The sequence below is a fragment of the Streptomyces sp. NEAU-YJ-81 genome, from assembly GCF_017592595.1.
In the GTDB taxonomy this organism is placed as follows: domain Bacteria; phylum Actinomycetota; class Actinomycetes; order Streptomycetales; family Streptomycetaceae; genus Streptomyces; species Streptomyces hygroscopicus_B.
In genome coordinates, this window is the sequence record NZ_JAGFNO010000014.1 from 196634 (window position 1) to 222043 (window position 25410).

The following is a 25410-nucleotide window of genomic DNA, read 5'->3' on the forward strand; positions in this document are numbered from 1 at the left end:
TCTGTCCGCCCGCAGGCCCCCACCCTCCATGACCGGCCCGGCTCGTGTCGTGCCCACCCAAGCCAAGCAGCGATCGGATCCATCATGAGCCTGGAATTTCTCTGGTACATCCCCAACACCGTCGAACCGGGCCACCGCGGCGACGACACGACATCCGGCTGGGGGTCCATCGAGTACTCGACCGACCTTGCCCGTACGGCAGAAGAGCACGGTTGGGGCGGCGCGCTGCTCGGCACCGGATGGGGACGCCCGGACACCTTCACCGTCGCCACCACCCTGGCCGCTCGGACCACGACGTTCAAGCCCCTGATCGCGATCCGTCCCGGCTACTGGCACCCGGCGAACTTCGCCAGTGCGGCGGCCACCCTCGACCAGCTCAGCCGTGGACGCGTCCTCGTCAACATCGTCAGCGGACTGGACAACCCGGCCGCGTACGGCGACACCAACGTCGAACCCCCACAACGGTACGCCCGCACCGAGGAGTTCCTGCATCTCCTGCGGCGCCTGTGGACCGAGGAGGACGTCACCTTCCACGGCGAGCACTTCCAGGTCACCGGCTCAACGGTCGCGCCGCGCCCGTACCCCACCGGCGAGAGGACGCATCCGACGCTCTACTTCGGCGGCGCGTCCTCGGCCGCCGAACGGGTGTCGGCGGCCGAGGCCGATGTCCAGCTCTTCTGGGGTGAACCACTCGACGGGATCGCCGGACGCATCGACCGGCTCAAAACGCTGAGCGAGCAGGTGGGCCGACGGCACAAGCCGTTGGAGTTCGGGCTGCGGATCACGACGCTGGTGCGCGACACTACCGACGAAGCATGGAGCGCGGCCGAGGAGAAGGTCGCGAAGATGGCGTCCGGTGCAGGCGAGACCGTGTGGACGGGGAATCGCAGGACGGCGGTCGGACAGCAGCGGCTCCTCGATCTCGCCCAGCGCGGAGAGGTTCTCGACACCTGCCTGTACACCACCCCGGGCAAGTTCGGCGGTGGCGGAGCGGGGACCACCTGGCTGGTGGGCTCCGCCGACGACGTGGCCCGGGCGCTGCACGGCTACCGCAAGCTCGGCATCACCCACTTCGTCCTGTCCGACACCCCCTATCAGCGGGAGATCAACCGGATCGGTGATCAACTGCTGCCCCTGCTGCGTGATTCCGCCCCGTGACCGGCCTTTCTCCCCGTGCGGATCGTGGCTGCTCTACGGCCCCCGCCTCTTCGGCTCAGCGGCGTTGCCATTCCTCTGCGAGCCAGTTCGTAGGAGCGCACCCGGTCGGCGTGGCGGTGGGTGATGGTGGTGATGAGCAACTCGTCCGCGCTGGTGGCTTCCTGGAGTTGTTCGAGCTGGTCGGCGACGCGCGCGGGTGAGCCGACGAACTGGGTGTCCACGCGGTCGGCGACCAGCTCCCGGTCCGCGTCGGACCAGACGTGGGCCCGGGCCTGTTCGGGGGCGGGGAAGGGAATGGCGCCCTCGGCGGTGCGGATGCTGCGGACCCACGGACCGTAGCCGGTGGCGTGGTCGCGGGCGGTCGCGTCGTCCTCGGCGACCACGACATCGGCGGAGACGCTGACGTACGGCTTGTCGAGCACGTCGGATGGCTGGAACGCGGCGCGGTACGCCTCGGTGGCCTCCAGGACGGTGGCCGGGCTGACGTGGTAGTTGGCGGCGAAGCGCACGCCGCCCCGGCCCGCGACCTGGGCGCTCTGCCCGCCGCTGCTGCCGAGGATCCACACCTGCACATCGGCGCCTTCGCCGGGGATCGCGTGTGCCTCGACGCCGTCGGCGGAGCGGTAGTCGCCGCGCAGGAGCGCGAGGATGTCGTCGATCTGCTCGCCGTAGTCCTGCGCTTCCGCGCCTGGCTGCTGGAGGAGCCGCCGCTGGAGTGCGACACGTGGCGACCCGAGCAGTCGTTGGAAGGAGAACTTGGGTGGGATGCGCAGGCCGTTCGGGGTGCGTCCGTCGATGACAGGTGTCGTGGTGGGCGGCGCGTCGCCGGTGCGCTCGGTGGGGCGTCCGCCGGAGCGGCCGAGTCCGAGGTCGAGCCGTCCGGGGTGCAGGGCGTCGATCAGGCCGAACTCCTCGACGGTGGACAGGGCGGTGCGGTGACCGAGCTGTACGGCACCGGAGCCGAGGCGGATCGTGGAGGTGGCGGAGGCGGTCAGGGCCAGGACGACGGCGGGCGAGGTCCCGGCCACGCCCGGGTTGAGGTGGTGTTCGGCGAACCAGTAGCGCGCGTAGCCGAACCGCTCCGCCTGCTGGGCGAGGTCGATGCTGTTGCGCAGTGCCTCGGCGGCGGTGGAGCCGGCGGAGATGGGCACGAGGTCGAGGACGGCGAGGGGGATGCCGGACACGGTCGGGGTTCTCCTCAGCGGTCGGCGGACGGGGAGGCGGGTTCGGGCGTGCCGAGCACCGGGGCCCAGTCGAAGGGCGGATCCGGGATGTCATGTCGCAGTACGGGCGCGATGTCGGACTGGAAGAGTTCGAGTGAGGCGCGGTGCTGGGCGTCGGTGAGCCCGCCCGCGTCCGCGTGCAGGTGCAGCACGGTGTGTCCGAACTCCTCGTGGTAGCGGTGCACCTTCTCGATGACCTGCTGGGGGCTGCCGATCAGGGCCGAGCTGCGCTCGACGAAGTCCTCCAGGGTCGGGAACACCGGTTCGAGGCCGAGCTGCTTCTGGAAGGCGAGATGGCCTTCGAACACCGGGCGGTAGACGGCGATGGCCTCCTGCGAGGTGCGGGCCGCGTAGTAGCCCGCTGTCCCGGCGCCGACCACGGCGCGGGCGGGGTCGTGGCCGTATGCCTCCCAGCGCTCCCGGTAGTGGCGGATCAGTTCGGCGTACGGCTCGATGGGGTGGGTGACGTTGGCCGAGAACAGCGGGTCGCCGTAGCGGGCGGCGAGGTCGACCGACTCCCGGCTGGTGGCGCTGCCGTGCCAGACCCGGATGGGCCGCTGGAGGGGCCTCGGCCACACCTCGGCGTCGGTCAGCGCGGGCCGGAAGCGCGGTGAGGCGGTCACCTTGTCCTGCCGCCAGATGCGGCGGAACAACTCGTAGCCTTCGGCGTTGCGGTCCCACTGGTCCTCGGGAGTGACGTGGAACAGCTCGCGCTGGGCGGTGCCGTTGCCCTTGCCGATGATCAGCTCGAGGCGGCCGGCGGAGAGGTGGTCCAGGGTGGCGTAGTCCTCGTAGGCGCGCACCGGATCGAGCAGACTGAGGGTGGTGACCGCGGTGAACAGCCGGATCCGGGAGGTGAGCGCGGCGAGGTGGCTGAGCACGACCGGTGGTGAGGAGGAGATGAACGGACGCTCGTGGCGTTCGCCGACGCCGAAGCCGTCGAAGCCGAGCTCCTCCGCCAGCAGGGCGTTGTCGATCACCTCGCGGAAGCGCTCACCGGTCGGCTTCTGTATCCCCGTCACCGGGTCCGGGGCGTGCACGATGAGGGTGATGGCCAGGAACTTCATGACGCGGCCCGTTCCTGGTGCGCCCCGGTGCCGGGGTGGGCCAGTCCGAGGTGGTCGCGCAGGGTCGCGCCCTCGTACTCGGTGCGGAACACGCCGCGCTCCTGCAGCAGCGGGACGACGGTGTCGGCGAAGGCGTCCAGGCCGCCGGGGGTGATGTGCGGGACGAGGATGAAGCCGTCGCTGGCATCGGCCTGGACGAAGGAGTTGATGGCCTCGGCGACCGTGGCCGGGGAGCCGATGAACGACTGGCGGTTGCCGGTCTCGATGACCAGGTCACGGATGGACCACTTGTTCGCCTCCGCCAGCTCCCGCCACTCCCGGGCGACGGCCAGCGGATCGCGGTACATCCGCACCTGGGCACGGCCGCGGGCGATGGTGTGCTCACCGAGGTCGGGGTCGATGTCGGGCAGCGGGCCGTCCGGGTCGTACGAGGACAGGTCCCGGTTCCAGACGAACTCCAGGTGTCTGATCGCGGTGGCGCCGCTGACCTGTTGGCGGCGTACCTCATGGGCCAGCTCCCGCGCCTCGGCGTCGGTGTCGCCGAGGACGAAAGTGGCCGCGGGCAGGATCAGCAACTGGTCGTGGGTGCGGCCGTGGCGGGCGAGGCGGCCCTTGACGTCCGTGTAGAACGCCTGCCCCTCCTTGAGAGTGCTGTACCGGCTGAAGATGGCGTCGGCGCCGGCCGCGGCGAACTCCCGGCCCTCTTCGGAGTCACCGGCCTGGAAGATCACCGGGCGGCCCTGCGGGCTGCGCGGGACATTGAACTGCCCGGCGATGTCGAAGTGCTGTCCCTGGTGGGCGAAGGCACCGGCCCGCGCGTCGTTGAGGAAGGTGCCGGACGCCTGGTCGGCGACGATCTCGTCACCACGCCAGGAGTCGAACAGCTCGGTGGCGGTGGCCAGGAACTCCTTGGCCCTGGAGTACCGCTGGTCCTGTGGGAGGAAGCCGCCACGGCGGAAGTTCTCCCCGGTGAAGGCGTCCCAGGAGGTGACGACATTCCACGCGGCGCGCCCGCCCGACAGATGGTCCAGGCTGGCGAACTGGCGGGCCACTTCGTAGGGCTCGTTGAAGGTGGAATTGATGGTGCCGGTGAGGCCCAGCCGTTCGGTGACGGCGGCCAGCGCCGTGAGGATGGTGAAGGTGTCCGGCCGACCCACCACGTCCAAGTCGTAGATTTTGCCGCCCTGTTCACGCAGCCGAAGCCCTTCGGCGAGGAACAGGAAGTCGAACTTGGCACGCTCGGCGGTCCGCGCGAAGTGTGCGAACGAGCTGAACTCGATATGGCTGCCCGCCTGCGGATCGCTCCACACCGTGGTGTTGTTGACACCGGGGAAGTGGGCCGCCAGGTGGATCTGCTTGAGCGGTGTGCTCATGGTCGGGTGGTCCTTCCCGCTCAGACGGTGGCGTAGCGATTGGCGGGCCGGGCGAGGCCGAGCAGCCCGCGCAGGGTGTCGGCCTCGTAGGACCGGCGGAAGGCGCCCCGGCGCTGGAGTTCGGGCACCAGACCGCGGGTGACCGCCTCGAGGTCGTGGCCGATCACACCGGGGCGCAGCCGGAACCCCGACAGTCCGGTCCGCTGCCAGGTCAGCAGCAGATCCGCGAGCTGTGCGGGGGTCCCGGTGAACACCTTGGCGTCGCTGGTGTACGGGTAGCCCGCGAGGGCGTCCAGGCGCTCCAGCCGGGCGGCCGCGGCACCCGGTTCGTCGTCGAGGAACACCACCAGGTCGCCGAAGAGGTGCACGGGCTCCGCCGCGCGGCCCGCCGCGGCCTGGGCGGCGCGGATCTCGGCGATGACGGCGCGGGCCTGGTCCGTGTCGTGCGGGGTGATGTAGCCGATGTCGGTGGAGGTTGCCACCAGCCGGTAGGGCACGCTCTGATGGGCCAGTGCGCTGACGACCGGCTGTCCCTGAGGTGGCCTGGGCGTGATCGAGGGGCCCTTGACGCTGAAGTGCCTGCCCTGGAAGTCGATGTAGTGCAGCTTGTCGCGGTCGATGAAGCGTCCGGTGGCGACGTCCCGGATCTCGGCGTCGTCCTCCCAGCTGTCCCAGAGGCGTCGTACCACCTCGATGTAGTCGGCGGCCTCCTCGAAGAGCTCGGCGGTCAGCTCCCGGACCACCGGGGTGTCCAGATCCTCGGGGCCGAAGCGCGGAAGGGTGCGGCGGCCGAAGTGTTCCGCCTCGTGGCGCCGCCTGGACACCCGGAGCCGCAGCCCCGCGCGGCCGGTGCTGACGTAGTCCAGGGTGGCGATCGCCTTGGAGATGTGGAACGGCTCGGTGTGGGTGGCGACAACGGTCGGCACCAGCCCGATGTGCCGGGTCACCGGTGCGACCCGGGAGGCGATGAGCACCGCGTCCAGCCGCCCGCGCACCTGGTCGGTACGGCCGTCGGGCTCGGTGCGGTGCGAGGACTGGAGCGAGAGCCCGTCCTCGAAGGTCACGAAGTCGAGCAGACCGCGTTCGGCCTCGGTGACGACATCGGTCCAGTACGCGGCGTCGAACAGCTCCCGGGGCCGGGCGTGCGGCTCGCGCCATGCGGCCGGATGCCAGCCCGCCCCGTCGAGAGCGACGGCGAGATGCAGGGGTGTGGATGAGGACGTGAATGAGGACGCGGACACGAAGGGTGCCTCCCTGGTCGGCCATGGGTGATCACCGCACCTCATCGGGAGGGCGCGGTGTACTTGAGGTGATCAGGTCAGCGGCGACAGAGTGCGCCGGCAACGCGCAACAGGTCGATGTGGTGCCGGGAGTACAGGCGGACGCCCTCGCGGAGGGCCGGAGCCGGCGTGGGCGGGCAGGTCATCGGCCGCGACACCATCGCCTCCCGTTCCCGTTCTCGACGGGCCTTCGGGCCCTGGGTGATATCTCGGAACGCTACGTGAGGTCGGTGACCTCACGCAATCGTCAACTCGGACGGGGCTGCGGCATATTCCTCGACGCCCCTATGTCATCCGACGAAAATGTGGGACTGCCCATCTAAACGGACATAACCGACCGCGCATACGAACCGTGGCATCGCAAGCCGCCGCGGCCACTGATACGGGCCGGGCTACGGGTGGGGCTGCGGTCTCCCCCATGTCCCCGCCCGCGGCGTGGCGTCGTGGGCCGGCTCGAGGGGGTCGGGTGCGCCGTCGTCCGTTCGCCGGCCGCGCAGGGCGGATACCGCCAGCGCGACGGCCAGCACGCCCGCGCAGGTGAGGCTCGCGTGCCAGTAGGCCGACCGGTGGTGGGCGGTCCCCCGCGCCGCGGTGTGCAGATAGAGACCGGAGATGGCCGAGACACCCACGGCGGCCGCGATGCGCTGGGACATCTGCAGAACCCCTCCCGCCACCCCGGCGGCCTCCCGCGGGGCATGGCGCAGCACCAGCGCCTGGTTCGGGGAGACGATCAGCCCGGAAGCGGCGCCCGCGCAGAACTGGGTCAGCGCGAGGATCACCGGCAGGGCGGAGGCCGGGGCGCGCAGCGCGGCGAGGCCGCTCGTCAGAAAGGAGCACGCGCCCAGAGCGAGTCCGAGCGTCACCGTGTGCCGGCCGAATCGCCGCACCATGCGCCACGCCAGTGCGGACGAGATGCCCATCGCCACCGCCGAGGGCAGGGTGACCACGGCGGCGGCCACGGCGGGCAGCCCGAGGCCGTCCTGCAGGAACATCGTGAGCACCAGTGATCCGGCGATCGAGGCACCGAACTGCGCCATCGCCACGGCCGTGCCCAGCGCGAACGGCGCGGACCCCGCGAGCGAGGGATGAAGCAGCGGGCGGCCTCCCGAGCGGATGAAGCGGCGCTGCCAGACCGGGATGAGTCCGGCCACGACGCAGCCCGTGGCCGCCCAGGCCGCCACCGCCGCCCCGTTCGACGGGATCTGGATGAACGGCACCATCACCACCAGTGCCAGGACCCCGACCAGGACGAGGCCGACCGGATCCAGGTCGGTGTGGCCGGCGTTCGGCCGGGGCGCGGGCAGATACCGTACGGCGAGCGCCAGCGTGGCCAGCCCGAAGGGGACGGTCAGCAGGAGGGTGAGCCGCCAGCCGACGTCCGGCCCGGCGGCCGCGATCAGCGCCCCGCCCAGGGGCGGACCGAGCGCGGCCGCCACTCCGCTGGTCACCGCGTACAGGCCCAGGGCACGGGCCCGGTCCTGGCCGCTGAACACGTCCTGGATGGTGCCGATCACCTGGGAGTTGACCAGGCCCGCCGCCGCGCCCTGGAGCAGTCGTGCCGCGATGACCGTCCACGGGTGGGTGGAGACGGCGGCCACCACACCGACCGCGGTGAACGTCGCGAGACCGGCGAGGAAGAGCGTCTTGCGCCCGTGCACATCGCCGAGGCGGCCACCGGGTACGAGGGTGAGGCCGAAGGACAGGGAGTACCCGGCCACGATCCACTGCACTTCGGTGGGGCCCGCGTGCAGGGAGGCGCGCAGCGCGGGTATCGCGATGTTGAGAACCGAGTTGTCCAGCAGGGTGGTCGTTCCGGCGGCCATGCAGACGGCGATCACTCGGCGTCGGCCGGTGTCGAAGCGGGTGGCGGCCATCAGGCCCGGCCCCGGCCGAGGTCATGGGAGAAGACGGCGGTCTTCACCGGTCTGTGCCGGTTCTCGCGCTCCTCGCGGGCGTACTGACGGACGAAGCCGAGCCGCTGGTAGACGTGCTGGGAGACGAGGTTGTCCCGGCCCGTGTCCAGGACCAGGGCGCGCATGCCCCAGGAGCGGGCGCGCTCGATGCCCTCGGCGAGGAGCGCACCGCCGGCTCCGCGACCACGGTGTTCGGGCAGGACGGCCAGCAGGCGCAGCTCCGCCTCGTCGGGCAGGGCGAGGCGGGCGTACGCGGTGCCGGGACGCAGCAGACTCGCGGTGCCGATCAGTGTGGCGCTCGGTTCGTCCACGGCCACCAGCAGATCTCCGGCGGCGGCGCGGCCGGGCGCATCGCTCAGCAGGGCCAGCCGTTCGGGGCGGGGTGCGCTGTTGCGGCTGCGGAAGCCGTCGACGGTGAGAGCCGCGACCTGTTCGTGCTCCTGGGCGCGGGCGGTGCGGATGCGGATGTCGCTCATCGGACCGGGGCGGGTGCGGGGCCGAGGCCCAGGTGATCGCGCAGGGTGGTGCCGTGGTATTCCGAGCGGAACACCCCGCGGTCCTGGAGTTCGGGGATCACGGTGTCGACGAACTCGTCCAGGCCGGTGGGGGTGAGGTGCCCGGAGATGATGAATCCGTCGCAGGCGTCGCTGTGCACATAGGTGTTGATCTCTTCGGCGACCCGGGCCGGGGTGCCGACGAAGGCGTGGCGGCCGGTCAGCTCGATGACCAGGTCGCGGATGCTGAGCTTCTTCGCCTCGGCGACCTGACGCCAGTGGCGTGCCACCGCGAGGGGGTCGTGGTGGTGACGTGCCCGGCCGCGGGTGATGCCGACGGCATCGGCGCGTGGTTCGACGTCGGGCAGTGGTCCGTCGGGGTCGTAGCCGGACAGGTCGCGTCCCCATACCTGTTCGAGCTGTGCGATCGCTCCCTGCGGGGAGACCTGCTGGCGGCGGATGTGGCGGGCGCGCTCACGCGCCTCCGCCTCGGTGTCGCCCAGCACGAAGGTGGCCTGGGGCAGGATCTTCAGATCCCCGGGAGCACGGCCGTACGTGGCGAGTCGGCTCTTGACGTCGGCGTAGAAGGTCTGGCCCGCCGCCAGTTCGGCGTGGATGGTGTAGATCGCGTCAGCGGTCGCGGCGGCGAACTCACGGCCGTCGCGGGAGTTTCCGGCCTGGATCAGTACCGGGTGGCCCTGAGGGCCGCGCGACACCGTCGGACGCGCGGTGATGTCGAACTGCGGGCCCCGGTGGCGCACTTCGGCGATTGCCCCGTCCTTGACGAAGACCCCGGCGGTGGGGTCGGCGACCACCGCGTCCGGGGCCCAGGCGTCCCACAGCGCGCGGGCGACCTCGACGAACTCCGCGGCCCGGCGGTACCGGTCGGCGTGGTCCAGGAAGCCGCCCCGGCGGAAGTTCGCGCCGGTGAAGGCGTCCGATGAGGTGACCACGTTCCATGCGGCGCGCCCGCCGGAGAGGTGGTCCAGCGTCGCGAACTGCCGGGCGAGTTCGAAGGGTTCGTTGAAGGTGGCGTTGACGGTCCCGGCCAGGCCGATGTGGTCGGTGACGGCCGCCAGCGCGCTCAGCACCGGCAGGGTGTCGGGTCGGCCGACCACGTCCAGATCGAAGATCTTCCCGCGGTGCTCGCGCAGCCGAAGCCCCTCGGCGAGGAAGAAGAAGTCGAACTTTCCGCGCTCGGCGGTCCGCGCGAGATGGCGGAAGGAGGAGAAGTCGATCTGGCTGCCCGAGTGCGGATCGCTCCAGACGGTGTGGCTGTTCACCCCGGGAAAGGCTGCCCCGAGGTGCACCTGCTTGGCGGGTTTGGTCATGCCGGACTCCCGGTGATGACGAGACGGATGTCGGGGCCTGACGGCCCGCCGTGGCGGACCGCCGCGAGGCGGATACGGTTCACGACGCCCGCAGCTCCTGCCCCGGGAGCGAGGAGAGCAGTTCGCGTGTGTAGGGATGGCTCGGCGCCGTGAAGACCTCGTCGACATCGCCCCGCTCCACGACCCGGCCGTCCTTGAACACCAGGACGCGGTCGGTGAGATGGTGCACCACGCCCAGGTCGTGCGAGATGAACAGCAGGGAGGTGCCCAGTTCGGCCCGCAGGTCCGCGATCAGGTCGAGCACCTGGGCCTGGATGAGGACGTCCAGGGCGGACACCGGCTCATCGCACACGATGATCTCCGGTTCGCCCATCAGCGCCCGCGCGATCGCCACCCGCTGGCGCTGGCCGCCGGACAGCGACCGGGGCCGGCGGGTGAGGTGGCCGGCGCTCAGACCCACCCGTTCCAGGGCGGCGACGGCCAGATCGCGCCGCCGGGCGCGGGAATTCTCCCTGTGGATGTTCTCCGCCAGTACCTGGCCCACCGTCCAGCGCGGGTCGAAGGAGCTCAGCGGGTCCTGCGGTACGTACTGGACCAGCCGGCGCGAGGCCCTGCGCTCCCGCTCGGTCAGCGCACTCCAGGGGCGGCCGTGCAGCCGCACCTCGCCGGAGTCCGGCCGGGTGAGGGCGAGCACGATGTCGGCGCAGGTGGTCTTGCCCGAGCCGGACTCCCCGACGATGCCCAGCGCCTCTCCCCGGTGCAGCCGGAAGGACACGTCGTCCAGGGCGGTGAACCGCTGCCGGCCGCCCGCACCGCTCGGGCCGCGCACCGCGTAGGTCTTGGTCAGGCCCCTCGCCTCCAGGACCACGTCGTCGCCGGGCCCGGGCGGAAGGCGGCGTACGGTGGCGGACGTCGCGGACGCCGCTGTCGCCGGGCGGTCGCCGGTCAGCCGTGCGCCGCGCGAGGCGGCCGTGGGGATCGCCGCCAGCAGTCGTCGGGTGTAGGGGGCACTGGGGTGCCGCAGCACCTCGCGCGCCGGCCCGTCCTCCACCACCCGGCCGCGCTCCATGACCAGGACGCGGTCGGCGATGTCCGCGACGACGGCCAGGTCATGGCTGATCAGCAGCAGTCCGGTGCCGTCGGCCACCCGATCGGCGAGCACCTGCACGACCTGCCGCTGCACGGTCACATCCAGTGCCGTGGTCGGCTCGTCCGCGATGATCAGCCGCGGTTCGGCGGCGATGGCGGAGGCGATCAGCGCGCGCTGCCGCAACCCCCCGGACAGTTCGTGGGGATACGCGTCGATCCGCCGTTCGGGGTCCGGCATGCCCACCGCGCGCAAGGTGCCCAGCACCCGGTCCCGCACCCGGCCGCGCGGCTCCAGCCGGTGGTGGCGGATGGCCTCGCCGGCCTCCTGGCCCACGGTGCGCAGCGGGTCGAGCGAGACCAGCGCGTCCTGCAGGACCAGCCCCGCGAACCGCCCGCGCACGGCCCGCCAGTCCCGCTGGGAGAAGCCGAGCGCGTCCCGGCCGTCCACCCGCAGGGCGGCGGCCGCGGGGATCGCCTCCCGGCCGTTCAGCCCGACGAGGGACCGGGCGGTGACGCTCTTGCCGGAGCCGGACTCCCCGACGATCGCCACGCACTCGCCGGGATGGACGGCGAAGGAGACGTCCTCCACGGCCCGTACGGCCCCCGTACGGCCGCGGAAGGCGACGCTGAGCGAGTCCACCTCGACGAGCGGCCGATGTGCCGCCGCGTCACGTGCGGTCATGGGGTCCTGCCTTCCAGGAGGAGTTGCAGCCTGCGGCCGACGACGGTGAAGGCGATCACCGTCAGGGTCATCGCCAGACCGGGGAAGAGCCCGGCCCACCAGGCGGTACGGAGGATGTCGCGGCCCTCGGAGAGCATCACGCCCCATTCGGGGACCGGGGGCTGCGGTCCGAGGCCGAGGAAGCTCAGCCCGGACACGGCCACGATCGAGGTGCCGATGTCGATGGTGGCGATGACGGGCACGGCGGTCAGGACGTTGGGGGCGATGTGGCGCGCCAGGTTCCAGCCCCGGGAGCGGCCCTGCACGACGGCGTGGGTGACGTATCCGGCGTCCTTCACCGTCCGGGTCTGTGCACGGATCACCCGGGCGAACTTCGGTACGCCCGAAATGCCGATCGCCACCGCGATGTTGAGGACACCGGGCCCGGTGAAGACCACCACGAGCATCGCCAGCAGCACGCCCGGAAACGCGGAGACCACATCGAGCAGCCGCGCCACGGCCTCGTCGGCCGCCCGGCCGGACAGCCCGGCGAGGACACCGGTCAGCAGGCCGAGGACCAGGCTGATGAGCATGGCGGCCACCCCGAGCAGCAGGGAGTAGCGCGCCCCGTGCACCACCCGGGCGAACACGTCCCGGCCCAGCAGGTCGGTGCCGAACCAGTGCCGCGCGCTGGGTGCCTGCAGGGATTCGGGCATCGAGGAGCGCAGCGGGTCGACGTCGCCGAAGAGACCGGGGAAGGCGGCGGCGAGCAGCAGTATTGCGATGAGCGCGGCGCACAGGGCGGTGCCGGTGTGGCGCAGCAGGCCAAGACGTGTGGTCATCGGGTCCTCAGCCTCGGGTCGATGAGCAGGTTGACGATGTCGACGAGCGTGGAGATCACCACGTACGCGAACGCGGCGAGCAGGACGACGGCGAGCACGACCGGCACGTCCTTGTTGGTCACGGCGGTCAGCGTGACGGCGCCGAGCCCCGGACGGCCGAAGACGGTCTCGGTGATGACGGCCCCGCCGAGCAGGGAACCGATCATCCAGCCGCCCAGGTTGATCACCGGCGCCATGGCGTGCTTGAGGGCGTGGCGCAGCCGCACCATGGTCTCGCCGACACCCCGCGCGCGGACGGTGGTGATGAACGGCTGCTCCAGCGTGGCTTCCAGGGACTCGCGCAGCACCTGCGACAGCAGCCCGGCCATGGGCAGCCCGAGGGTGACGGCGGGCAGCACCAGCGAGGCCGCACCGCTGTCGGCGGTCAGCGGGAACCAGCCCAGGCCGAAGGAGAACACCATCAGCAGCAGAATGCCGAGCCAGTACACCGGCATGGAGGTGGCGATGAGTTCGGCCACGGAGGCGAGCGCGCGCAGCGGTCGGGCCCGGCCCGCCGTGCCGACGGCCACGGCCAGCGCGAGGCCGACGGCCACCCCCGCGGCCGCCAGGGTGAGCTGGACCGTCGGCCACAGCTGGTCGCCGACGACGGAGGCGACCGGCTGCCGCATCGCGTACGAGGTGCCGAGATCGCCGTGCGGCAGCCGCCACAGATAGTCGAGGTACTGCACGACCGGCGGCCGGTCCAGGCCCCATTCCGCGGCGACCGCCTCCTGCGCGCCCGGATAGGTCTGGTCGCCCACCAGGATGTCCTCGATCTTCCCCGGCATGGTGTGCAGCACCACATACGCGGTGGTGGCGGCGGCCCACATCACGCCGATGCCGGTGGCGACGCGCGCGGCGGCCCGCCGCAAGGCCACGATGGCGCTCGCTCGGGTTCCCGTGGCGCCGGTGGGCTCCACCGCGGCGGTGGCGGCGCTCATCGGCCGACCCGTATCGCGTAGTTGTTGGCGGGCGAGTCGAGCTGGGTCTCGAAGCCGAGGCCGTGGACCTTGTCGGTGGCGGCGATCTGGTAGTGCGGGGCGAACAGCGGCACGATGTACGCCCGGTCCACGGCGCGCCGCTGGATCCTCGCCAGCAGCGGGCGGCGCTTGTCCAGGTCAGTGGTGGCCAGGGCGCGGTTGATCATGCCGTCGAGCTTTCTGTCGTAGCCGCGGACGTTGCCGTAGAGGAACTCGGTGCTGCCGAGGACCTGTCGCAGCTCCATGCCCGCGTCCAGCGGGTTGAGCGTGTTCGGGTAGATGGTCCAGGTGCCGTGGGCCTTCTGGTCGGTGAACTCCCCGGCGGTGTTGATCTTCAGGTCGAGGTCGAGTCCGATGTTCTGCCGCAGCTCGGCCTGGAGCGCCTCGATCAGCACATCGCGGTTGTCACGCACATATGGCTGGGGGTATCCGACCTCCAGCGTGAGCCGCTTCCCGTGCTTGGTGCGGTAGCCGTCGCTGTCGCGTCCGGTCCATCCGGCCTCGTCCAGCAGCCGGTTGGCCTTCTGGGGGGCGTTGCCCCAGCTTCCCTTCAGCGAGGCGTCGTAGTCGGAGTTGTCGGGGCCTATGTTGGACCAGGCCCGGGACACGGTGCCCCGGTAGACGGCCTTCACGACCGCGTCCAGGTCGGCGCCGTCGCGCAGCGCCCGCCGCACCCGGATGTCGGCGCCCGGGCCCCGGGTGTAGTTGACGTTGAGGGTGAAGGAGGTCTGCCGGGACGGTCCGGTGCGGTACTGGAAACCCTTCGTGTCCTTGAACAGCGGTACGTCCAGGGGCTGTACGCCCTCGATCGCGTCGACCTGTCCGGAGGAGAGGGCCCCCGCGCGGGTGGAGTACTCGGGTAGGAAGCGGTAGGTGACGGTGTTCAGATACGCCGGACCGCGGTGCTCGGAGTAGCCGGGCGGCCAGTCGTAGCGGGGGTTCTTGCGGAAGCGTACGGACTGGCCACGGGTGTAGCCGTCGATGGTGAACGGGCCGGTGCCGACGAGCGAGGGGCTCGCGTCGCACAGCGTGTCGCCCTTCTTCAGCGAGGCGGGCGACAGGAAGCCCAGCTTGACGCTGGAGAACGACTCCAGGAGCGAGGAGTCGGGCTTCTTCAGCTCGACCCGCAGCGTGCGCGGGTCGGGCGTGGTGCTGCGCTTGTAGTTGACGAGCAGGCTGGCGGCGTCCGCGGCGTTCGCCGGGTCGGCGACGTAGTCGAGATTGGCCTTCGCGGCCTTCGCGTCGAAGCGGGTGCCATCGCTGAACGTCACATCGTCGCGGAGCCGGAAGGTGTAGACCGTGCCGCCCTTGGAGATCTTCCAGCGCGTGGCCAGCCAGGGTGCGAAGGTGCCGTCCGGCTTCTTCGAGACGAGGGAGTCGACGTAGTTGCGGATGATGATGAACGCGTTCTGCTGCGTGGAGCGGTGCGGGTCGAAGCACTGCGGCTCGGTGGTGACACCCCAGGTCAGCGAGGTGCCGGAGGCCGAGGTGCGGGATCCGGCACCGGAGGGGGCGCATCCGGCCAGCAGCAGCGGGGCGATCACGACGGCAGCCAGACGCCGGGGGTCACGCATGGCTCCCCCGCTCCGCACCGCCGGTGGCGGGCAGCCGTTTGGCGAAGCAGACGCTGTACGGGTCGCGGGAGTAGGGCGGGTAGGGCGGGATGCGGTACCAGCCCTCGCGTGCGTAGAGGGCGGCCGCCTCCGGCTGCCGGACGCCCGTCTGCAACAGCAGCTCCACGACGCCCCGTTCGGCCGCGGACGCCTCGACGGCCGCCAGGGCCGCCGTGGCCAGCCCGCGGCCGCGGTGGTCGGCACGGACGAAGACGCGCTTGATCTCCCACCGGTCGCCGGGCAGCGCGTGCAGTGAGGCCGTCGCGACGGGCTCACCGGGTCCGGTGAAGGCAATCCAGGTGACGGCTATCTCGGCGGCGGCGGGCGGGGGCGGCAGATGCGGACGCGGCCCGTAGGCGGCATAGCGGGGCTTGATCTCCGCGTCCATCAGGGCCCGGAGCTCGGCGGCGGCGGGATGGTCCCAGCCCAGGGCCGCCCAGCGGACGGGTCCGTCCGGCGCGAGCACGGGGGTGGGTGCGGCGGCGGGGGTGGGCGGATGGGTCATCGGGCCGTCTCCGGGTGCAGTGCCTCGGCCAGCCGGCCGACCGCCGTGGCCACGTCGGCCTCGGGCACCGCGCCGATGCCGAGGCGGATGTGGCCCGGGGAGCCGGTTCCGCCGGGCGGGGAGAAGTGGCCGCCGACGCCGAAGTCGGTGCCGAGCGCGTGGGCGCGGGTGCGCGCCGTGTGCAGATCCGGATCGTCGTCCAGCACCTTCGCCCACAGGAACAGCCCGCCCTCCGGCAGAGCGGCCTCGATGCGCCCCGGGAGAGCGGTGTGCAGCGCCGCGTGGAGGGATCGAGCCCTGCGCCCGTACAGCGCCCGGGCGTCGGCGGTGACGCGGTCGAACAAGCCGGGCGTGGTCAGCAGCCGGGCGGCGATGGCCTGCGTGAAGGTCGAGGAGTGCTGGTCCTGGTTGGCGCGCAGCCGCGTCACCGCCGGGAGCAGCCGGCGCGGACCCACGATCCAGCCGAGGCGCAGGCCGGGGCCGAGGGTTTTGGAGAAGCTGTTGACGCGGATCACCGCATCGCTGTCCGCGCTCGGCTGCGGTACCTGCTCGCCGGAGAACCGCAGCTCGCGGTAGGGACTGTCGGCGACGATCGTGAAGCCGTAGGTCTCGGCGAGTTCGACCAGCCGTGTCCGGGCGGGGGCGGGCAGGGTCGCACCGGTGGGGTTGTGGAAGTCGGGCACCGTGTAGAGGACCTTGGGGCGGGCGCCGCCTTCGAGTGCCCCTGCGAGGGCGTCGATGTCGAGGCCGTCCGGTCCGGTGGGGACGGGCAGATACCCGACGTGGGACCGGCCGAGGACGCGCAGCGCGAGGGGGTAGACCGGGTCCTCGACGGCGACCAGGTCGCCGGGGTCGAGCAGCGCGTCGAAGACGAGGGAGAGCGAGTGCAGTGCCCCGTTGGTGACGAGCACCCGCTCCGCGGCGACCCCTTCGTGGCGGCCGATCCACTCGCGCAGCTCCGGTGTCCCCTCCACACCGGAGTACTGGAGCGCATCGGCCGCCGCGGGGCCGCCGAGCACGTCGGCGGCGGCCTCGGCCAGCTCCTTGACCGGCAGCGCCTCGGCGGCGGGGGTGCCGCTGGTGAGCGGGAGAAAACCGGGGACTCCGGTCGGGGGCGGGTCGCCGAAGCCGCCCAGGGCGGTGGTGTCGGCACCGCGGCGGGAGAGGGCCATGAGGTGTGTCTCCAGAGAACAGATGGGTGTGTCGGTGGGTGGCCGGAGCGCCTGTCGGCGGGTTCGGCGGGCGGTTTTCAGAGGGCCTTGCCGGGGTTGAGGATGCCGAGCGGGTCGAAGACGGCCTTGATGCCGCGCTGGAGGGCGAGTCCGGCCGCGCCGAGCTCGTCCTCCAGCCAACGCCGCTTGGTGACACCCACTCCGTGCTCGCCGGTGATGGTGCCGCCGAGGGCGAGCGCCGCGCGCACCAACTCATCGGCGGCGGCGTCCAGTTCGGGTGGCGCGGGGGCCGTGGCGGCGACTGACTCGGGCACCGGCCGGGAGAGCACCGGGTGCAGATTGCCGTCGGCCGCGTGTGCGACGGACGCGAAGTCCAGCCCGTGCCGTCGCCCGATCCGCTCCCCCTCCTCGTACATCCGCGCCACCTTCGACTTGGGTACGGCGACGTCCTCGCCAACCGTCCACAGCGGGCGGGTGCGGCCGCGTCCGGAACGGCGCAGCTCCCACAGCCGTTCGGCCTCCGCCTCATCGGTGACCCGGCGTGCGTCCCCGCCGGTGTGGCGCAGCGCCGTGACGGTGTCCTCGGCCTCGGCCACGGCGGCGTGTCCATCGGTCTGCACCAGCAGCAGGACATGGCCGCCGTCGGTGAGCCGGGAGCCGCTGTTCTCGTCGATGTTGCGGAGGCTGGGGTGGTCGATCAGTTCGGCGACCGCCGGGACGACGCCGGTGCGCGAGATCTGCCGTACGCCGTCCAGCGCGGCCCGCACGGACGGGTAGTACGCGCTGACCGTGGCGGTGGCCACCGGGAGCGGACGCAGCCGCACGGTGGCGCCGACGATCACTCCGAGGGTGCCCTCGGAACCGACGAACAGGGCGGTCAGGTCCAGGCCGGTGACCCCTTTGACGCTGCGGTGGCCTGTGCGCAGGGCGGTTCCGTCGGCGAGCACGACATCGAGCGCCAGCACGGAGTCACGGGTGACGCCGTACTTGGCGGAGCGCAGCCCGCCCGCGTTGGTGGCGATGTTTCCGCCGATGGTGGAGATGGCGTGGCTGGCCGGGTCGGGCGCGTAGTACAGGCCGTGGCCGGCGAGCGCGGTGTTGAGATCGGCGTTGATCACCCCGGGTTGGACGACGGCCACCTCGTCCTCGGGCGAGATCTCCACAATGCGGTTCAGCCGTTCGGTGCTGAGCACCAGGCAGCCGTCGACGGCGGTCGCGCCACCGGAAAGGCCGGTGCCCGCGCCGCGGGTCACCACGGGGACGCGATGCCGGTGGGCGAGTTTCAGGACGGTGGCGACCTCGGCCGCGTCGCCGGGGCGTACGACGCCGAGCGCCCGGCCCCCGGCCGCTCCGGAGCGGTCGTCGAGGTACGGCAGGACGTCCGCTCCGTCGAGCAGTGGTGCGGAGGTCTCGGCGAGGGCTTGGCGTAGCTCCCGCGGGAACGTGTCGGTCACGGTGGTTTCCTCATGGGGGGCGTGGGCTCTTCGACGCCGACGCAGGCAAGTTGACGACCCGTCATGCGCCACGGCGCACGGAACTACGGCCCCGTACGGGCAGACGGATCACACGCGAGAAACAGATGGGAGAAGGCGCCCCTGCGGGCAGCCGTCAATGCCTCAACAACACTGCGCGCTCACCACTCGACCGAGGTCGATGTGGTGGCGGTGCACCAGAAGCGTGGAGGCCATGGGCGCCACTCAACACCGGCATTCGTGTACTGGTCAAGTAGCGACCAGCGTGCGGAACGGTGGACGGCCGCCGGGCGCACCGCGCATCTCACCATGCGGTCCGCTGTTGACCTCGGCAGACAGCGGTGTGAGCATCCCATCCCATGTCGCGGACCCTCTTCTGCACGCGCCGCCGCACGGTCGATCACATGGTGATCACCAGTGCCGCCTGTTTCTCTCACTGATCTCATTCCCGCTCGGGGCCGGCCCGTCTCCTTCCTTCGGCGCGCCCGCCCGCACCCTCCCCAGAGCGTCGAGGAGTACACACGGTGATCCGTGTAGAGAAACTGCACAAGACCTTCGGTACCGGTACCCGTGCGCGGCCGGTGCTCCATGACGTCGGCCTGAACATCGCGCAGGGCACCATCGGCGCCGTCGTCGGCCCCAGCGGCGCGGGGAAGAGCACCCTGGCCCGCTGCGTCAATCTGCTCGAACGCCCCACATCCGGGCGGGTCCTGGTGGCCGGAACCGAAGTGACGGACCTCCCGGAACGTGAACTGCGCCATGCGCGGCGGGCCATCGGAACGGTTTTCCAGTCGGCCAATCTGCTGCGCCGGCGTACGGCGGCGGAGAACGTCGCGATGCCACTGCGGTATCTCGGCGTGACCGCGCGGGAGGAGAAGCTCCGCGTCGCCGAACTGCTGGAGCGGGTCGGTCTCACGGACCGGGCCGACTACTACCCGGCCCAGCTCTCCGGTGGCCAGCGCCAACGCGTGGGCATCGCACGGGCGTTGGCGCTGCGACCCAAGGTGCTGCTGTCCGACGAGGCCACCTCCGGTCTCGATCCCGCCGCCACCCGGTCCGTCCTCGCCCTGCTGCGCGAGCTGCGCACCGACCTGGATCTGGCCATCCTCCTGATCACCCACGAGATGGAGGTGGTCCGCGAAGTGGCGGACACCGCCGCCCTGCTGCGCGAGGGGCGCGTCGTCGAGTCGGGTCCCGTCCACCAGCTGGTGGCCGACCCGCACTCCGCGCTCGGCAACGCGCTGCTTCCCGACCGGCCGGTCTCCTTGGACCGGCCGGGGCACGGCACATGGCGGCTCACCTATCAGGGACACGCGGTGCCCACGGACTGGCTGACGCGGCTCGGTGCGGACCACGGGCTCGACGTCCATCTGCTGTCCGCGACGGTGGAGGAGATCGCCGGGCGGACCGCGGGCCGTGCGACCGTCGCGGTCAGCCACGACCGGGCGGACGAGCTGACCTCCGCCCTGGACGGCTGGGGCATCCACGCCGAACCACTGCCCTGGGACCACAGCGCCCCGGCCGAAGAACCGGCACCCCACGAACGCGCGTCCGAGGCGGTCACGGAAGCGGTCGCGGAGGCGGTCGTATGAGCACCGACCTCGACAAGCTCTGGCCGCTGCTCTTCCCCGCGATCGGGCAGACCCTGCAGATGGTCGCGGCCGTCATGCTCATCGTCGTCGCCGTGGGCACTCCCGTGGGCGTGGTGCTCCACAACTGCTCGCCCGGCGCGCTGTTTGCGCACCGGGCCCTGCGGGCCACGCTCAGCTGGGTGGTCAACCTGGGCCGTTCGCTGCCGTTCCTGATCCTGATGGCCGCGATCATTCCGTTCACCCGGTACGTGGCGGGCACGACCATCGGGGTGTCCGCCGCGATCGTGCCCATGTCGCTCGCGGGCATCCCCTACTTCACACGGCTGGTGGAAACGGCTCTGCGGGAAGTGCCCCGCGAGGCCACCGAAGCGGGGCGCGCCGCGGGCGGCTCACGCCTTCAGGTGATCGTGTCCGTGCAACTGGCGGAGGCGCTGCCCGCGCTCGCGGGAAGCCTGACCATCGCGATTGTCGGCATGCTGGAATTCTCCGCCATCGCCGGGACCATCGGGGCCGGTGGCATCGGCTACCTGGCCATCAGCTACGGCTACGAGCGCTTCGACACGACGGTCATGACCGCCACGATCGTCACGCTCGTCGTCATGGTGCAGGTGATCCAGTTCACCGGCGACCGCGTCGTGCGCCATCTGGCCCATTGAGGCCACTGAGGCCGCCACGCCCCCGAACCTCCTCATCCCATCGAGGAACACTCATGCCTTTCGTCCATGACCACGGCTTCGAGCTGAAGTCCAGACTGCCCCGCCGCCTCGCCGTCACGGCCGCGATCAGCGCCGTCGCCCTCGCCGTCGGCTCGCTGGCCGCCGCGCGGGTGGGCGGCGAGGACCACCCGCCCCTGGGAAAGACCCTGAAGGTCGGCTACAACCAGGGGAGCATTCCGCAGAGCGCCATCGTGAAGTACATCGCCGACAAGGTCGACCAGGACCACGCCATCACGGTCAAGCCGTACCCCGTCAACGACGCCAACCAGGTCAACGGCTCGACCGCGGACGGCAAGCTCGCCGCGAACATCACCCAGCACGCCGAGTGGCTCAAGGTCATCGTGGCCAACGAGGGCTACCAGGCGAGAGCGGTCCAGCCCGTCTTCACCCAGGCGTTCGCCCTCTACTCGCAGAAGTACGGCAGCGTGCGGGAACTCCCGCACGGTGCGCGGATCACTCTGCCCAACGACCCGGCGAACCAGACCCAGGCGCTGCTGGTCCTCCAGAAGGTGGGGCTGATCAAGCTCAAGAAGGAGGTGGACCCGCTCACCGCACAGCTGGGCGACATCGCCGAGAACCCGCACGACTTCCACTGGCACGAGGTGTCCCTGGACGCCATCGCCCGGTCCCTCCCGGATGTCGACGCCGCCATCAACTACGCCTACAAGTTCCGGGTCGCCAAGATCCCGATCAAGCGGCGCATCCTGCTTCCCCCGGCCGACGAACGCTTCGCCATCCAGCTCGTCGTCGGCAACGCCTACTCCGACGACCCCGCCATCACACGGCTCAAGGCCGCGTTCGCCGACCCCCGGGTGGCCCGGTTCATCAAGCACAACCTCGACGTGGAGACCCAGCCCGCCAAGATCCCCACCCACCAGCGTCAGCGAGCCGCCCCATGACCCTCTCGTCCGGCAGGCGACACCTGCACCTCAACGTCAACGTCTTCCAGTCCGGGATCTTCGCGGCTGCGTGGCGCGCCCCCGACGGCGACCCGCGCGCCGCCTTCTCCCTCGACCACTACATCACCACCGCCCGCATCGCCGAGGCCGCGAAGCTCGACGCCGTCTTCCTCGCCGACACCCCCGTCCTCACCCCCGATATCGCCCACCGCCCCGAATACGCCCTGGAACCCACCGTGATCCTGGCCGGGATCGCGGCCCACACCAGCCGAATCGGCCTCATCGCCACCGCCTCCACCAGCTACAACGAGCCCTACAACATCGCCCGCCGGTTCGCAGCGCTGGACCACCTCAGCCGGGGCCGTGCCGGGTTCAACGCGGTGACCACGGCCGGTCCCGCCGCCGCCCGCAACTTCGGTCTTGACCAGGCGCCCGCCCACCGCGACCGCTATCGGCGCGCCGGCGAGTTCGTCGGCGTCCTCGGCGCACTGTGGGACAGCTGGAACGACGACGCGCTCATCGGGGACCGCGCGCGCGGTGTGTTCGCCGACCCGGCCCGTATCCACGCCATCGACCACCAGGGCGAGTTCTTCCGCGTCCGGGGGCCGCTGAACACCCCACGATCGCCGCAGGGCCGCCCCGTCCTCGTCCAGGCGGGCGGCTCGCCCGACGGCATCGAACTCGCCGCCGCGCACGCCGAGGCCGTCTTCAGCGCGGCCCAGACCCTCGACGAGGGCAAGACGTACTACCGGGCCGTCAAGTCCCGCGCCGCCGCGCTCGGCCGCGACCCCGACGGGATCGTGGTGCTGCCCGGCCTGTCGACGGTGGTCGCCGCCACCCGCGACGAGGCGCTGGAGCGGCTGAACAGCCTCCAGGACCTCATCCCGCTCCGCTACGGCCTGGACCGGCTGGCCGCCCTCCTCGGCATCGACGCCGACGCCCTCGACCCGGACGCGGAGCTGCCGTGGGACCTCATCGGCCCCGCCGGGAACGTCCAGGGGCTGCAGACCTTCTTCACCGTCACCACCGACCTCGCCCGGCGCGAGCGACTGACCGCCCGGCAGTTGATCCGGCGGCTCGGGGGCGGACTCGGACACCGCGTCGTCGCGGGCGGCCCGGCCGACATCGCCGACACCATCGAGGAGTGGTTCACCTCAGGGGCGGCCGACGGCTTCAACCTGATGCCCGACGTGCTCCCCAGCGGCCTCGCGGCCTTCGCCGAACACGTCATCCCCGAGCTGCGCCGCCGGGGACTGTTCCGGGACGAGTACGCGGGCGCCACGCTGCGCGACCACTTCGGCCTGGCCCGGCCGCCGGTCGCCCGGCACGCACCCGACACGGCGGAGGTTCTGGTCCGATGACACGCCGACTCAGTCTGCTGGTGAACATCACCGGCGTCGGAAACCACCCCGGGGCCTGGACCCTGCCCGACCGGGCTCCGGACGCCTACGTCGACCCGGACCACCATCTGCGGGTGGCCCGTACCGCCGAGCGCGGCGCTCTCGACGGGGTGTTCCTGGCCGACATCCCCGCTCTCTACGGCGACATCGGCAAGGGCCCCGGGCAGGGCCTGGAACCCTCGATGCTGCTGACCTACCTCGCGGCCACCACCGAGCGCATCGGGGTCGTCTTCACCGGGTCCACCACCTTCAACGAGCCCTACAACCTCGCCCGCCGGGTTCTCTCTCTCGACCACGCCTCGCGGGGGCGCGCCGGATGGAACGCGGTCGCCACCTTCTTCCCCGGGGCGGCGCGGAACTTCGGTCTCGACACCGTGCCCGACCCCGGCACCCGCTACCGCCGGGCGGAGGAGTTCATCGGCCTGGTGCACCGGCTGTGGGATTCCTGGGAGGGCGGCGCGCTCATCGCGGACACCGACGGCGCGCGCTTCGCCGACCCCGGCCGGATTCACTCCGCCGGCCACACCGGCGAGTTCTTCGACGTCGCGGGGCCGCTCAATGTGCCGCGCTCCCCGCAGGGCCGTCCCGTGACGGTGCAGGCCGGGGCCTCGCCACAGGGCGTGGCCCTCGCGGGACGCTTCGCCGAGGCCGTCTACACCCCGCTCCTCGACCACGAGGCGGCGCGCGACTACCGCGCCCGGCTGGCCGGACAGGCGCGGCGGTACGGACGTGACCTGTCCGGCATCCGGCTGCTGCCCGGCCTCACCCCGGTGATCGGCAGCACCGAGGCGGAGGCCCGCGCGCGCTTCGCCGCGCTCGAGGCGGGCGTACACCAGGACGCGCGGCAGATCGCCCGGGTGGCCCGTACCCTCGGCCTCGACCCCGCCACCCCCGACCCCGAAGCCCCACTGACCGAGGCCCAGTTGTCCGGGCCACCGCCTGACGGGCTGCCCACCGGGTTCTTCCGCACCCATGCCGAGATCGCCCGTCGTGAGGGACTGTCTCTGGCCGGGCTCGCCGCACGCACCATCGGCGGCCACCGGTCGGTCATCGGCACCCCCGAACGGATCGCGGACGACATCACCGACTGGTGGTCGGCCGGTCTGGTGGACGGTTTCACCCTGCTGCCCGACGCGCTGCCCGACGGCCTGGACACCTTCGTCGACCACGTCGTGCCGATCCTGCGGGAACGCGGCGTCTTCCGCCACGGCTACACGGGCACGACCCTCCGCGACCACCTGGGACTCCCCGTACCGGCACCGTCATACGAGTCTTCCGAACGGAAAGGGGCCACGGCCCGATGAACACCACCACGGCCGCACGGACCGTCACGGTACGGGAAGTCCTCGACCGTGTACCGGAGTTGACCGCCTCCCTCTGCGTCGACACGGCGCGCCGCGAGGCCGAGCGGGAACTGCCGTACCGGTCCATGGACGCGGTGCGGACCAGTGCCATCGGATGTCTGCGGGTCCCGGCCGCGTACGGCGGCCCGGGGGCGAGCCTCGTGGACGTCTTCCGGGCCGTCATCGACCTCGCGGAGGCCGACTCCAATGTGGCACAGGCGCTCCGCCCGCACTTCGGTTTCCTCGAGAAGCTCATCAGCGACGGTGGGAAGGAGGACCGCGAGCGGTGGTTCGCCGCGGCGCTGGCGGGCGAACTCTTCGGCAACGCCACCGGGGAGACCACCGCCAAGCACCCCGGCGACATCCACACCGCGCTGGTGCCCGACGGCGACCGCTACCGGCTGAGCGGCACGAAGTACTACAGCACCGGCAGCCTGTTCGCCGACTGGGTGGTCATCGCCGCGAAGAACCACCTCGACCAGCGCGTCCGCGTCGTGCTCCCCCACGGCCGCCCCGGGCTTCGGCTGATCGACGACTGGGACGGCATGGGCCAGCGCATGACGGCGAGCGGCACCACGGAGCTGGACGACGTGGAGGTGTACCCGCATGAGGTCGTCGTGGACGAGGCCGTGGGAGTGCGCCGGACCCATCTCGGCGCGTACCACCAGCTCTTCCTCGCCGCCGTGGAGACCGGCATCGCCAAGAACGCGGTCCGCGACGCGATCGGCTACGCGCGCGACCGGGCCCGCGCGGTCCGGCACAGCGGCGTCGACCACGCGGTCCAGGACCCGTTCGTGCAGCACACCGTGGGCGAGATCGCGGCGCTCGGGTACGGGGCCGAGGCCACCGTGCTGCGCGCGGCCGCCGCCATCGACCGTGCCCTCGCCGGCCCCCGCGGCGAGGACGGCATCGCGGGCGGCGAACCGGCGCTCGCCGAGGCGGCCACCGAGGTGGCGCAGGCGCAGGTGGTGGCCGCCCAGGCGGCCCTGCGAGCCGCGGAGCGGCTGTACGACGTGGGCGGGGCCTCGGCCACCCGGCGCGAGTTCAACTTCGACCGCCACTGGCGTAACGCCCGCACCCTGGTCAGCCACAATCCGATCGCCCACAAGGCACGTGTAGTGGGCGACTACCTCCTCAACGCCGAACCACCGCCGCTGACGGGGTTCTTCTGAGCCCGCGCTCACGCTGCGCGGTGGGCCCCGGCTCCCCGCACCAGCCACCAGCCACCTCAGCGAGGTCTCACGATGA

21 protein-coding genes and 1 pseudogene are annotated in these 25410 nt (G+C 71.7%); 7 read left to right on the top strand and 15 right to left on the bottom strand.

The window, feature by feature from the left end:
- Window positions 1-84: 84 nt before the first annotated feature.
- On the top strand, window positions 85-1158 hold the full coding sequence (locus tag J5X86_RS27790; RefSeq protein ID WP_208519431.1) for an LLM class flavin-dependent oxidoreductase: 1074 nt from the start codon (window positions 85-87) through the stop codon (window positions 1156-1158).
- 55 nt (window positions 1159-1213) lie between these two features.
- Here J5X86_RS27790 and J5X86_RS27795 read toward each other — a convergent pair.
- From J5X86_RS27795 to J5X86_RS27860, 15 genes and pseudogenes are all read right to left on the bottom strand, one after another.
- A pseudogene (locus tag J5X86_RS27795) lies at window positions 1214-2342 on the bottom strand (LLM class flavin-dependent oxidoreductase).
- Between the two features lie 14 nt (window positions 2343-2356).
- Window positions 2357-3448, bottom strand: a complete 1092-nt coding sequence (locus tag J5X86_RS27800) for an LLM class flavin-dependent oxidoreductase (RefSeq protein WP_208519432.1) — start codon at window positions 3446-3448, stop codon at window positions 2357-2359.
- Window positions 3445-4821 (bottom strand): NtaA/DmoA family FMN-dependent monooxygenase, encoded by a 1377-nt coding sequence (locus J5X86_RS27805; protein WP_208519433.1) that lies wholly within the window; start codon window positions 4819-4821, stop codon window positions 3445-3447. Before J5X86_RS27805 ends, J5X86_RS27800 begins: the two co-directional genes overlap by 4 nt.
- A 20-nt stretch (window positions 4822-4841) precedes the next feature.
- Window positions 4842-6062, bottom strand: coding sequence for an LLM class flavin-dependent oxidoreductase (locus J5X86_RS27810; protein ID WP_308124753.1), 1221 nt, complete (start codon window positions 6060-6062; stop codon window positions 4842-4844).
- Window positions 6063-6139: 77 nt separating this feature from the next.
- Window positions 6140-6262: a putative leader peptide gene (locus tag J5X86_RS52990; RefSeq protein WP_374229300.1), complete on the bottom strand. Its 123-nt coding sequence runs from the start codon at window positions 6260-6262 to the stop codon at window positions 6140-6142.
- 231 nt (window positions 6263-6493) lie between these two features.
- Window positions 6494-7975, bottom strand: coding sequence for an MFS transporter (locus tag J5X86_RS27815; protein WP_208519435.1), 1482 nt, complete (start codon window positions 7973-7975; stop codon window positions 6494-6496).
- A complete protein-coding gene (locus J5X86_RS27820; protein WP_208519436.1) occupies window positions 7975-8490 on the bottom strand; it encodes a GNAT family N-acetyltransferase in 516 nt (171 codons plus the stop codon). The genes J5X86_RS27815 and J5X86_RS27820 overlap by 1 nt, the downstream gene beginning before the upstream one ends.
- Window positions 8487-9839 carry an NtaA/DmoA family FMN-dependent monooxygenase gene (locus J5X86_RS27825; protein ID WP_208519437.1) on the bottom strand — a complete coding sequence of 451 codons (1353 nt, stop codon included), beginning with the start codon at window positions 9837-9839 and terminating at the stop codon, window positions 8487-8489. Before J5X86_RS27825 ends, J5X86_RS27820 begins: the two co-directional genes overlap by 4 nt.
- A 79-nt stretch (window positions 9840-9918) precedes the next feature.
- Window positions 9919-11610, bottom strand: coding sequence for an ABC transporter ATP-binding protein (locus J5X86_RS27830; protein ID WP_208519438.1), 1692 nt, complete (start codon window positions 11608-11610; stop codon window positions 9919-9921).
- On the bottom strand, window positions 11607-12431 hold the full coding sequence (locus tag J5X86_RS27835) for an ABC transporter permease (protein ID WP_208519439.1): 825 nt from the start codon (window positions 12429-12431) through the stop codon (window positions 11607-11609). Before J5X86_RS27835 ends, J5X86_RS27830 begins: the two co-directional genes overlap by 4 nt.
- A complete protein-coding gene (locus tag J5X86_RS27840; RefSeq protein WP_208519440.1) occupies window positions 12428-13411 on the bottom strand; it encodes an ABC transporter permease in 984 nt (327 codons plus the stop codon). Before J5X86_RS27840 ends, J5X86_RS27835 begins: the two co-directional genes overlap by 4 nt.
- Window positions 13408-15024 (bottom strand): ABC transporter substrate-binding protein, encoded by a 1617-nt coding sequence (locus J5X86_RS27845; protein ID WP_208519441.1) that lies wholly within the window; start codon window positions 15022-15024, stop codon window positions 13408-13410. Before J5X86_RS27845 ends, J5X86_RS27840 begins: the two co-directional genes overlap by 4 nt.
- Complete coding sequence (locus J5X86_RS27850; protein WP_208519442.1) at window positions 15017-15568, bottom strand: GNAT family N-acetyltransferase; 552 nt, start codon at window positions 15566-15568, stop codon at window positions 15017-15019. Before J5X86_RS27850 ends, J5X86_RS27845 begins: the two co-directional genes overlap by 8 nt.
- A complete protein-coding gene (locus J5X86_RS27855) occupies window positions 15565-16740 on the bottom strand; it encodes a PLP-dependent aminotransferase family protein (RefSeq protein ID WP_208519443.1) in 1176 nt (391 codons plus the stop codon). The genes J5X86_RS27850 and J5X86_RS27855 overlap by 4 nt, the downstream gene beginning before the upstream one ends.
- A gap of 77 nt (window positions 16741-16817) precedes the next feature.
- Entirely contained in the window at window positions 16818-18194 is a 1377-nt protein-coding gene (locus J5X86_RS27860) for an FAD-binding oxidoreductase (RefSeq protein WP_208519444.1), read from the bottom strand.
- A gap of 542 nt (window positions 18195-18736) precedes the next feature.
- Between J5X86_RS27860 and J5X86_RS27865 the strand changes: the two genes are divergently transcribed.
- From J5X86_RS27865 to J5X86_RS27890, 6 genes are read left to right on the top strand one after another with little or no spacing between them, the layout of a single operon-like run.
- Entirely contained in the window at window positions 18737-19804 is a 1068-nt protein-coding gene (locus J5X86_RS27865) for a methionine ABC transporter ATP-binding protein (protein WP_208519445.1), read from the top strand.
- Window positions 19801-20460, top strand: a complete 660-nt coding sequence (locus tag J5X86_RS27870) for a methionine ABC transporter permease (protein ID WP_208519446.1) — start codon at window positions 19801-19803, stop codon at window positions 20458-20460. The genes J5X86_RS27865 and J5X86_RS27870 overlap by 4 nt, the downstream gene beginning before the upstream one ends.
- Before the next feature lie 53 nt (window positions 20461-20513).
- The gene (locus tag J5X86_RS27875) at window positions 20514-21419 is read left to right on the top strand and encodes a MetQ/NlpA family ABC transporter substrate-binding protein (RefSeq protein WP_208519447.1); all 906 of its coding nucleotides are present in this window, start codon (window positions 20514-20516) and stop codon (window positions 21417-21419) included.
- Window positions 21416-22780, top strand: a complete 1365-nt coding sequence (locus J5X86_RS27880; RefSeq protein WP_208519448.1) for an LLM class flavin-dependent oxidoreductase — start codon at window positions 21416-21418, stop codon at window positions 22778-22780. The genes J5X86_RS27875 and J5X86_RS27880 overlap by 4 nt, the downstream gene beginning before the upstream one ends.
- Entirely contained in the window at window positions 22777-24123 is a 1347-nt protein-coding gene (locus tag J5X86_RS27885) for an NtaA/DmoA family FMN-dependent monooxygenase (protein ID WP_208519449.1), read from the top strand. The genes J5X86_RS27880 and J5X86_RS27885 overlap by 4 nt, the downstream gene beginning before the upstream one ends.
- A complete protein-coding gene (locus J5X86_RS27890; protein ID WP_208519450.1) occupies window positions 24120-25334 on the top strand; it encodes an acyl-CoA dehydrogenase family protein in 1215 nt (404 codons plus the stop codon). Before J5X86_RS27885 ends, J5X86_RS27890 begins: the two co-directional genes overlap by 4 nt.
- The last annotated feature ends 76 nt before the right edge of the window (window positions 25335-25410 follow it).

Coding starts and splice junctions, on each gene's coding strand:
- J5X86_RS27855 (WP_208519443.1), bottom strand. CDS start 16,740: ATGGCCCTCTCCCGCCGCGGTGCCGACACCACCGCCCTGGGCGGCTTC.
- J5X86_RS27880 (WP_208519448.1), top strand. CDS start 21,416: ATGACCCTCTCGTCCGGCAGGCGACACCTGCACCTCAACGTCAACGTC.
- J5X86_RS52990 (WP_374229300.1), bottom strand. CDS start 6,262: ATGGTGTCGCGGCCGATGACCTGCCCGCCCACGCCGGCTCCGGCCCTC.
- J5X86_RS27845 (WP_208519441.1), bottom strand. CDS start 15,024: ATGCGTGACCCCCGGCGTCTGGCTGCCGTCGTGATCGCCCCGCTGCTG.
- J5X86_RS27820 (WP_208519436.1), bottom strand. CDS start 8,490: ATGAGCGACATCCGCATCCGCACCGCCCGCGCCCAGGAGCACGAACAG.
- J5X86_RS27870 (WP_208519446.1), top strand. CDS start 19,801: ATGAGCACCGACCTCGACAAGCTCTGGCCGCTGCTCTTCCCCGCGATC.
- J5X86_RS27890 (WP_208519450.1), top strand. CDS start 24,120: ATGAACACCACCACGGCCGCACGGACCGTCACGGTACGGGAAGTCCTC.
- J5X86_RS27885 (WP_208519449.1), top strand. CDS start 22,777: ATGACACGCCGACTCAGTCTGCTGGTGAACATCACCGGCGTCGGAAAC.
- J5X86_RS27830 (WP_208519438.1), bottom strand. CDS start 11,610: ATGACCGCACGTGACGCGGCGGCACATCGGCCGCTCGTCGAGGTGGAC.
- J5X86_RS27835 (WP_208519439.1), bottom strand. CDS start 12,431: ATGACCACACGTCTTGGCCTGCTGCGCCACACCGGCACCGCCCTGTGC.
- J5X86_RS27790 (WP_208519431.1), top strand. CDS start 85: ATGAGCCTGGAATTTCTCTGGTACATCCCCAACACCGTCGAACCGGGC.
- J5X86_RS27840 (WP_208519440.1), bottom strand. CDS start 13,411: ATGAGCGCCGCCACCGCCGCGGTGGAGCCCACCGGCGCCACGGGAACC.
- J5X86_RS27875 (WP_208519447.1), top strand. CDS start 20,514: ATGCCTTTCGTCCATGACCACGGCTTCGAGCTGAAGTCCAGACTGCCC.
- J5X86_RS27850 (WP_208519442.1), bottom strand. CDS start 15,568: ATGACCCATCCGCCCACCCCCGCCGCCGCACCCACCCCCGTGCTCGCG.
- J5X86_RS27800 (WP_208519432.1), bottom strand. CDS start 3,448: ATGAAGTTCCTGGCCATCACCCTCATCGTGCACGCCCCGGACCCGGTG.
- J5X86_RS27805 (WP_208519433.1), bottom strand. CDS start 4,821: ATGAGCACACCGCTCAAGCAGATCCACCTGGCGGCCCACTTCCCCGGT.
- J5X86_RS27815 (WP_208519435.1), bottom strand. CDS start 7,975: ATGGCCGCCACCCGCTTCGACACCGGCCGACGCCGAGTGATCGCCGTC.
- J5X86_RS27825 (WP_208519437.1), bottom strand. CDS start 9,839: ATGACCAAACCCGCCAAGCAGGTGCACCTCGGGGCAGCCTTTCCCGGG.